This window comes from Nitrososphaerales archaeon (assembly GCA_025058425.1).
Classification (GTDB): Archaea; Thermoproteota; Nitrososphaeria; order Nitrososphaerales; family JANXEG01; genus JANXEG01.
In genome coordinates, this window is record JANXEG010000046.1 from 1 (window position 1) to 9,426 (window position 9,426).

Below are 9,426 nucleotides of genomic sequence, written 5' to 3' on the forward strand. Positions count from 1 at the left end.
ATTATTACAAAGATAGGTTACGATTTCCCCGATGAATATGTGATCTGGTTATCTAAAAATCAACTTAACTTTGTAGGTGAATTCCGATCACACGTTAAACCCACTACTCGCTTTAAGATAGTTTTAAAGGATGGTGAAAGAGAGCTCTACCTACAGGCTAGATGTGAAGATATTCAAGTTACTCAATTGGAATCGTTAAGCTTTGATGGTATGATTATAAGCCCGATAGTAAGTGAGATAGATCTTGACTTTTTACAGAAGGCATCAAAGGCATCACCGATCATCTATTTGGATCCGCAAGGCTTTCTTAGAGAGTTCGATTCCGATGGGAAGTGTTATTTGAGAACTCCTAAATATGAGGTGGAAAAGTGGGCGAATATCATCAAAGTCGATAGCGAAGAGGCCTTCTTTATCACTGGGCAAAAGGATTTAACACAGGCATCTCTTACGTTAAGAAGGAAAGGGATAAATATAGTGATCGCTACCAGTAAGCAAAGCGTATTACTATTCGATGAGAAGAACGGTTACAAAATTCCAATTCCAGAAGTTAAAGTGGTAGATACAACGGGTGCAGGTGATATATTTGCAGGCGCTTTTGTCACAACTTACTTAAAATGTAGAGAGCCGCTTTGGTCAGCTTGCGTGGCTACGGCGTGCTCTTCGCTATCTGTTCAATACAAGGGGTTGATGAAAATACCTGAATCGAATAGAATTCACTCTGAAGCTGAAGTATTATATAATAATGTACAATCTATCCATCTATAGTTAGTATAGTTAGCGAGAGAGTTATTTTTAGATTCGAATTAAAATTTACTTCAAGGATTCGTTGGTTTAGAGTTATTGGGATTAGTTGATTTTACCTTAGCTTTCATGCTTCAATTCATACTATTTCACATATCTGGACACACTCTCGGTAGCTATTCCATGATGAAAACTTTTGGGAAAAGTTATTAAATAGTATAAAAAATTCCTTTAACGGCATCGGTAATGAAATTATACGGTGTTAAAGCTTGAGTAAGGAGATCGGTATTACTGTTAAAAAAACTGAGGATTTTTCTGAATGGTACACTCAAGTAGTGGTTAAAGCGGAGCTCATCGACTATTCATTTATAAAAGGTTTTATCGTGTTAAGGCCTTACGGTTACGCAATTTGGGAGAATATCAAGAATATCTTTGATCGTATGATCAAGAGGCTTGGGCATCAGAATGCGTACTTCCCTGTATTCATACCGGAGAGTTTACTGAGGAAGGAGGAGGAGCACTTCAAAGGATTCACCCCCGAAGTATTCTGGGTGACACATGCGGGAGATACACCGTTAAGTGAGCGGCTCGCTGTAAGGCCTACGTCAGAAACTATCGCTTACGCATCTTACGCAAAATGGATTAGGAGTTGGAGGGACTTACCTCTTCTATTAAACTTTTGGAATTCTGTCCTAAGGGCAGAGATCAAGTCCACAAAACCTTTCATCCGTACATCTGAATTCTTATGGCAAGAAGGGCACACGGCACATGAAACGAAAGAGGATGCGGATAGGGAGGTTATGCGTATACTTGAATTGTACCGAAGGTTGATCGAAGGTTATCTATTGATCCCCGTATTGAAAGGTTTTAAGACCGATAAGGAGAAGTTCGTAGGTGCACTATATACCACAACATTAGAGTCGGTCATGCCGGATGGAAAGGTTTTACAGATGGGTACCTCTCACAACCTCGGTCAAAATTTCTCAAAACCTTTCGATATTAAATTCATCGGTAGGGATGGGAAGACACATTACGTGTGGCAGACATCGTGGGGAATCTCCTGGCGCCTCATAGGTGCGGTGATAATGGTTCATGGAGATGATAAAGGCCTTATCCTACCTCCAAAGGTCGCTTCTATTCAGGTAGTAATAGTACCGATATTTTACAATAAAGAGGAGAAGAGAGGAGTAGAGGCGAAGGGAAGGGAGTTATATGAGCTTCTACGCAGAGCGAGATTGAGAGTGATCTTCGATGATCGTGAACATTATACGCCAGGATGGAAGTTCAATGAATGGGAATTAAAGGGTGTTCCTTTAAGGGTCGAAATCGGCCCTCGTGATCTTCGTGAAGGAAAAGTTACATTGGTACGTAGAGATACATTTGAGAGAGTAGTTGTAAAGGAAGCAGATCTATTACATGAAGTAAGGAGAGTTTTAAGAGAGATCGAAAAGAATCTTTACAATAGAGCTAAAGCACATTTGAATAATAGTATTCATACCGTAAAGGATTATGATGAGTTTAAAAGAATTTTAGAGAGTAAGGGTGGGTTTTTGAGGGCATGTTGGTGCCAAAGGGCAGTATGTGAAGAAAAGATAAAGGAAGAGACGGGGGCTGATATTCGCCTTATACCACTCAAAAGGGAGAAGGTCTTCTCGAATTGCATCTACTGTGGAGAGAAGGCGAAGGTCGTTGCATACTTTGGTAAAGCTTATTAGTGATAAAGACTTCATAAATTCTATAAAATGTGTTCATCACCAATTTGATATTTGAGAAATGATATCGCTATTAACTTTCTGGTTATGGTTGGATGCCAACCTCATCACCTATGGTTATATTGGTGTCTTCGTATCCAGCCTCCTCACACACTTTATGATCTTCGTACCTGCGCCCTACCTTATACCAGTAGCCCTTACCAGCCTTAACCCATCATTCGATCCACTATTGGTCGCTTTATCGAGTGCGAGTGGTGCTACTATAGCGAAGACGGTAGTATTCAGGGTGAGTTATGAAGGCCAAAGGCTACTCGATGAAAGAACTAGGAAGAAGATTAAACCACTTCAAACGCTAATCGGGAAGTATGGTTGGATCGCGGCATTTTTAGCCGCTGCTACACCGATTCCAGACGATATCGTTTATATAACGTTAGGCTTCACAAAGTATAGCCTTTGGCGTTTTATCATCGCAACCTTTTCCGGGAAGATGATCCTTATAAGTATAGTGGCCTTTGGTGTACGAATCTTCGGGATAACGTTCATCGAGCCCTTTCTTAAAGAGGGTGTCGAGCCCACATCGATCATAATCTTAGCATCACTCTTTTTAATTATAGCCGTTATGATTATCTATGCAATAATTAAGATCGATTGGGCGAAGCTCCTTAGAAGATGGCTACCATATCAAGACGAAGTGTAGAAAGGCTTATGGGATCAGTAAGATATAAAATTTAAGAAGCCAATATGAGGGTTTTCGCCGATCTGCACATTCACTCAAAGTACAGTGCGGCGACGAGTGTAAATATGGATATCAATACGATAGTCTTTTACGCGATGCTAAAGGGGCTTCGACTCATCGGCACGGGAGATATTACACACCCAAAATGGTTTAAAGAAGTTTCAGAGTTATTAATACCAGATGATGATACAAACCTTTTAAAATTGAAAGAGAAACCACAATTGCCTATACGTTTTATGATAACTACAGAGGTCGCTACAGTCTATTCCGATGCTGGTAAAATTCGTAAAATTCACCATCTACTCTTAATTCCATCGTTAGAAGTGGCCGCACAAGTCTCAGACGTATTGGGAAGGAGTGGTGATTTGAGTATCGATGGTAGACCGGTCTTATCTCTTACATCACCAGAACTCGTTGAGAAGATGGTACAAATCTCTAAGCTCATCGAAATCATCCCAGCACATATATGGACACCTTGGTGGAGTATTCTTGGTGCCAATAGCGGATATGATTCTATAGAGGAGTGTTACGCTGATCAGGTTCATCACATTCACGCATTGGAGACCGGTCTTTCGAGCGATCCTCCGATGAATTGGAGGGTGAGTAAACTCGATCGGTACACATTGGTCTCAAATAGCGATAGCCACTCTCCCCACCCATACCGCTTAGGCCGTGAGGCGAATATTTTTGAGTTGAAGGAATTGAGTTACATAGAGGTTTTGAATGCGATTCGTACAAAAGATCCCAAAAGGTTCCTCTCCACAATAGAGACGAAGCCCGAATATGGTAAATATCATTACAGTGGCCATAGAGATTGTGAAGTATCGATGTCGGGTATCGATGCGATCAAGCATGGTGGTAAATGCCCGAAGTGTGGGAAGGCATTAACAAAAGGTGTCGAGCAGAGGGTGGAGGAGCTCGCCGATAGACCCCAAGGCTACATACTTAAAGATGTACCTCGGTTTCACCACTTACTCCCATTACATGAAGTCATCGCTACCGTCATCGGTGCTTCAAACCCTTCCGTAAAGAATGTTCAGTCGATTTACGATAACCTCATCAAAGCTTTTGGAGACGAATTTTCTGTTATGATATTTGCACCTTTGGCCGAGATCGAGAGGGTGGCTGGGAGAGAGATGGCGATAGCTATACAGGCAGTTAGAGAAGATAGTATCAAAGTGATACCTGGTTATGATGGTCTTTACGGTCGAATAGTGATAGAGCCCCTACAAAAGAAACTTCTATGAAATTAAATCACTATTCTATCCTCTACAGTAGAATATTTACGTGACCTTTATGTAACCTAATACGGTTGCTATCGATAACTTATCTAGGTTTCAGATACGATCTTTCCGGCCTTCGCTACATTTTCCTTTGATATCTCATGAAGGAAGATCGTAACTGCTTCGGGTTTTACATCGAGGCTCTTCACAATCGCATCGGTCACATTCTTCACAAGGTTGCGCTTCTGCTCCTTCGTCCTACCTTCGTACATGTGTATGTGGACTGTAGGCATGACCTAAATTTAATGAAATTACATATATAAGAGTTTTGTAATCGATGGTAAAAGTGGGAAGCTGTAAACCATTAATGAATGATAAAGTCAAATATGAGCTATGCATAGATGCATAGATGTAGTAGCATATTAAAGAGAGTTGTATCAAAAAGTTAATGGAGACTCGGGATGGATTATGGAGAGAATTTTAAGTTCTGAAGTGGTATATCGGGGCAAGCTCTTTCGAGTAAAAAGAGATGAGTTGAGGATGGTAACTGGGCGCAGGGTCGTGCGTGAAGTTGTAGAGCATCCGGGAGCTGTTGCTATAGTGCCTTTACTCGATGATAGTGTAGTAATGGTTGAACAGTACCGCCATCCAGCTGGTAAAACCCTATTGGAGATACCTGCTGGAACTTTGATGGAAGGAGAGAGTCCAGAAGAATGTGCGAGGAGAGAATTGATGGAAGAGGTTGGAATGGAGGCTGAGAAGTTAGAGAAGATCTTTCAATGCTACCTTGCACCCGGCTACAGTACGGAGATCATACACATCTTCGTGGCGAAGGGTTTGAAGAAGGTTGAGGCCAAACCAGAGTTAGATGAGCATATCAAGATAGTACGATTGAAGTTCTCTACAGTTATCGATATGATAAAGATGGGTAAGATAGAGGATGCAAAGACCGTATGTGCCATCCTCCTTTTAAAAGATATGAAATTCGAGATATAGAGCTCGATTCCTAACGAGTATGTTGAATCTATTTAAAGGCGATAGGGATTGGTTACAAGCGCATCGGAATGATCAGAACCCATCATCCCGATAGATCTCTTTTTAAGGATACACTTATGATCTGTGTGCCACATGGATCACCGCCAAAAGTAAGCATATATACATTCATTCGTTTAATCAACCATCTAAAAAAGTCTAGAGCATGTTACTCCTCTATATATGAGATTTACGATGATGAAATCGAAGAAAGATACGAGGTTGACTACATCTTCAAAGAGCATTCGAATCGTTGTTCTTTTAAAATCATTTCTACATTACGTTGTATCGATCGGTAGAGATACCTAATCGCTATTTAATGTAGTCCATATCGCATCTAAGGGATTATCAGGCCATCTTAATTCAAAAATACATCACGATAGATATCGATCATACCGAACCTCTTAAATTTCTCGTAACCTTCGAATCGATTTTATACCATATGGTATTATTACCTTTAGGTATGCGAAATACTCAAAAGTTGTTAAGAGATCTTTGCAGAAGGATGAAGAGATTGGCGGAAAAAGGCTGGTTCCCCGGAAGTAGTGGGAACTTCAGCATCTTCATAAAGGAAGAGGGTCTAATTTATATTAAGAGGACGGGGAGTCGAATAAGTGATATAGATTTAGATGATCTTGTAGCGCTAAATCTTGAAGGGAGTAAGGTTAGGGGGACGGGTATACCATCCAAGGAATATCGTTTTCATTTAGGCATATATAAATTGAGAGATGAATTATGTGCGATCATTCATGGCCATCCTCCCTACTCAACAGCCTTGGCTTTAGCGAATTGTGAAATGCCCATGGTTACGGGGCCTGCAAAGGCCTATTTGAAGAAGGTCCCTCTGGTGGAGTATGCACCTTCGGGTAGTGAAGAATTGGCACATTACGTGATCGAGGCTTTTAAGGATCGAGATGTCAAAGCTGCGCTATTGAAGGATCATGGTGTAGTATGTGTTGGGCAGAGTTTGGACGATCTGTTAAATGTAGCGGAATTTTTAGAGGATAATGCGAGAGTTTTCTTAACGTTGAGTCTGATAAATCGCCTCTTAAAGGGTTGACCTATTGTAATCATAGTATTATTCGTAACTCTTTTTAACTCTTTAACTCTTGAGCCTTCGAGTCTTAAGCTCTCCTATACATATATTTCAATAGGTCGACCAATCGGCAGGAGAAGCCCCATTCATTATCGTACCACGCCAATATCTTCACGAAGCTCCCTTTACCACCCAAAACCATGGTACTCAAACCATCGATTATAGAAGAGTGTGGATTGCCTATAATATCTGAGGATACTATAGGATCTTCGATATACTGTAAGATCCCCTTCAATTCCCCTTCAGCCGCAGCCTTGAGAACTTTATTTACCTCGTCTCTCGTAACCTCTCTTTTTAACTTAACTACAATATCATTTACCGATCCATTGGGGACTGGGACCCTCAAAGCTATCCCATCCATCTTCCCCGCGACCTCTGGAACTACGAGCCCGATAGCTCTAGCAGCACCGGTCGTGGTAGGGATGATCGATAGCGCGGCAGCCCTCGCCCTTCTTAAATCTCGATGTGGTAGATCGAGAACCCTTTGGTCATTCGTATAGGCGTGGCATGTAGTCATAAATCCACTCTCAATACCGAAATGTTCATTCAATACCTTTACCACGGGTGCTAGACAGTTGGTGGTACAAGATGCCATGGAGATTATATGGTGCTTTTCATGATCGTATTTCTTCTCGTTAACGCCCATGACGATAGTCACATCGGGATCTTCAGCAGGCGCCGTTATAACTACTTTCTTCGCCCCAGCATCCAAGTGCTTTTTAGCAGAGGCCCTATCTGTAAAGAGCCCGGTAGCCTCCATCACGACATCCACTCCCAAATCCTTCCATGGTAACCTTGATGGATCCTTCTCCGATAGAACTTTGATCGTCATATCATTTACTATTATGTTTTGATCCTGAGCACTTACGTACCCTTTAAAGGTTCTAAATACAGAATCGTACTTCAATAGATAGGCCAACGTCTTTGCATCGGTTATATCATTCACAGCGATTATCGAAAATCTTTCTAAAAACTCTTTATCTTCGACCGCAGCCCGAAAGAAGCCTCTACCGATCCTACCAAAACCATTAATCCCAACATTGACTTTACTCATATGGGATCTAAATCAGAATTCTTGGAACTGTTTAAAAAAACTTCCGATGAACTTAATTAACAATAAAGTCGGTTAAAGTCGGTTATGCTATATCTACACCAGATCTACGCCAGGTTTAATTCTAATCAATCATCCTTACTCTTTACTGCCGAATCTTTGCGCTGCCCTCTCTAAGGCCTCGATCATGGGTAAACGCTTACCAGAAAGGTAAAGTACCAAAGCTCCACCAGCTGTACTTACGTGATCGATCCAATCCTTTATACCGAGGCGTTGTAGTGCTGCATTTAAGTGCCCACCGCTTACAATGGTAGTTGCTAGAGATGATGCCATCGATTTGAGCAGCGCATCGGTCCCTTCGTTAAAACCAACCTTTTCAAACTGGCCTGCTGGCCCGCTCATAAATACAGTACCTGAACCTCGAATTATACGAGAATACTTATCGATGGTCTTCGATCCGATATCTAAGATCGGATCCTTCTCCAACTTATCGATTTCAACCTCTACACGTTCACCTTCTCGATCCAGTGCTACATCGACGGGCAATTCGAATATCCCGGGGTACTTTTCCATGAGTTTAACAGCTTTCGCAATGTACTTGTCTTCATCCTTTATCCCCAAGGGGTAATCGATCTTTCCAGCGGCCCTTAAAAAGACGTTGGCTATCAAGCCACAGAGGAGTACTTTATCAGCCCTTCTATTCTCTATTAAAGCCTCGATCGCCTCCAATCTATCCGAAACCTTTGCTCCACCAAGTACAGCGGTGTATGGTGCTTTAGCCACTTGAAGTACTCTGGTGAGTGCCTTTAATTCTTTAACCACTAACCTCCCTCCACAGGTGGGAAGAAGATAAGAAAATCCTATGATTGATGGATGGGCCCGGTGGGCCGTGGGGAATGCATCTAACACACAAGCATCAAAGTACTTGTAGAGGCGTTGTACAAAAACTGTCTTTGACGCTTCTTCTGGTGTAAATTCTACATTCTCTTCTGCCATGAAGCGAAGATTATCAAGGAGCAATACCTCGCCTACTTTTAATGATGATATTTCATTTCTTGCGGATGGGCCACAGATATCTTCAACGAACTTCACATTCCCACCAAGAATCTTATTTAATACTCCTGCATGCTGCTCCATAGAAATGTAATCAGAACGCCCTACACGACCTTGGTGTGAAGCGACGACGACTTTAGATTCTTTTAAATCACGAATAGTTACGGATGCTTCTTCGATCCTACTCAACTCTAAGAGTCTGCCCGAATCATCTACCGGTGTATTAATATCGACTCGAACGAATACCGTTTTACCCTTCAAATCTAAATCTTCTATGGTTAAGATTCTTGCGGACATGCTACGATAATTTAAGTTACTGCTCTTTAAAAATGATGTGGTTAAAGATTCTTCAATCTTAATAGAGGAAGACACATTTACCTCTTATTCTATAGATATTAATGAGGAAGTGTAGTGGTTCGAATTTGAAGTACTATGATGGAATGGTCGATATCGATTATTACGCCATCGATACTTCGAATTATACTTCAAATTATGAAGTCGGTAAAGTGGTAGTTGAAGCTCCCATCGACATCTTTGCAAATAATAAGCATATAGTCACTTTATTTTCAACACCCTTGATGATCAAGGAATTGGCGATCGGCCATCTACTCTCTGAAGGTATCATAAAGTCTCTCGATGAGTTACTCGATGTAACGGTCAGGGATACGAGGGTTCACGTTACCACGAAGTTCGATTTAAGTTTAAGGTTAAGGGCATCAAGGACCGTAAAAGTTATAGATACACCGTGTGCTACCGTTGAAGATTTCTATCGATTATTAGAT

The 9,426-nt window shown here is 41.4% G+C and carries 10 protein-coding genes; 7 read left to right on the plus strand and 3 right to left on the minus strand.

All coding sequences use genetic code 11. The features are described from left to right. The 4 genes from NZ896_05340 to NZ896_05355 form a co-directional block, all read left to right on the plus strand. A partial coding sequence (locus NZ896_05340; GenBank protein ID MCS7116880.1) for a PfkB family carbohydrate kinase occupies positions 1–765 on the plus strand: 765 nt, incomplete at its 5' end. Between the two features lie 245 nt (positions 766–1,010). Beyond that, on the plus strand, positions 1,011–2,456 hold the full coding sequence (gene proS / locus NZ896_05345; GenBank protein MCS7116881.1) for a proline--tRNA ligase: 1,446 nt from the start codon (positions 1,011–1,013) through the stop codon (positions 2,454–2,456). Positions 2,457–2,514: 58 nt separating this feature from the next. Then, entirely contained in the window at positions 2,515–3,150 is a 636-nt protein-coding gene (locus NZ896_05350) for a VTT domain-containing protein (GenBank protein MCS7116882.1), read from the plus strand. Positions 3,151–3,194: 44 nt separating this feature from the next. Next, positions 3,195–4,436: an endonuclease Q family protein gene (locus NZ896_05355; GenBank protein ID MCS7116883.1), complete on the plus strand. Its 1,242-nt coding sequence runs from the start codon at positions 3,195–3,197 to the stop codon at positions 4,434–4,436. Positions 4,437–4,519: 83 nt separating this feature from the next. Here the strand turns inward: NZ896_05355 and NZ896_05360 are convergent, their stop codons facing one another. Beyond that, positions 4,520–4,705, minus strand: a complete 186-nt coding sequence (locus NZ896_05360) for a 2-hydroxymuconate tautomerase family protein (protein MCS7116884.1) — start codon at positions 4,703–4,705, stop codon at positions 4,520–4,522. Positions 4,706–4,880: 175 nt separating this feature from the next. On the opposite strand from NZ896_05360, the gene NZ896_05365 reads away from it, so the two are divergent. Further along, the gene (locus NZ896_05365) at positions 4,881–5,408 is read left to right on the plus strand and encodes an NUDIX hydrolase (protein MCS7116885.1); all 528 of its coding nucleotides are present in this window, start codon (positions 4,881–4,883) and stop codon (positions 5,406–5,408) included. A 478-nt stretch (positions 5,409–5,886) separates the two neighbouring features. Beyond that, positions 5,887–6,504 carry a class II aldolase/adducin family protein gene (locus NZ896_05370; GenBank protein MCS7116886.1) on the plus strand — a complete coding sequence of 206 codons (618 nt, stop codon included), beginning with the start codon at positions 5,887–5,889 and terminating at the stop codon, positions 6,502–6,504. Positions 6,505–6,568: 64 nt separating this feature from the next. Here the strand turns inward: NZ896_05370 and gap are convergent, their stop codons facing one another. After that, a complete protein-coding gene (gap, locus tag NZ896_05375; protein ID MCS7116887.1) occupies positions 6,569–7,594 on the minus strand; it encodes a type I glyceraldehyde-3-phosphate dehydrogenase in 1,026 nt (341 codons plus the stop codon). Positions 7,595–7,729: 135 nt separating this feature from the next. Continuing rightward, the gene (locus NZ896_05380; GenBank protein MCS7116888.1) at positions 7,730–9,016 is read right to left on the minus strand and encodes a phosphoglycerate kinase; all 1,287 of its coding nucleotides are present in this window, start codon (positions 9,014–9,016) and stop codon (positions 7,730–7,732) included. Between the two features lie 50 nt (positions 9,017–9,066). On the opposite strand from NZ896_05380, the gene NZ896_05385 reads away from it, so the two are divergent. Continuing rightward, on the plus strand, positions 9,067–9,426 hold a 360-nt coding region (locus NZ896_05385), incomplete at its 3' end, for a formate dehydrogenase accessory sulfurtransferase FdhD (GenBank protein ID MCS7116889.1).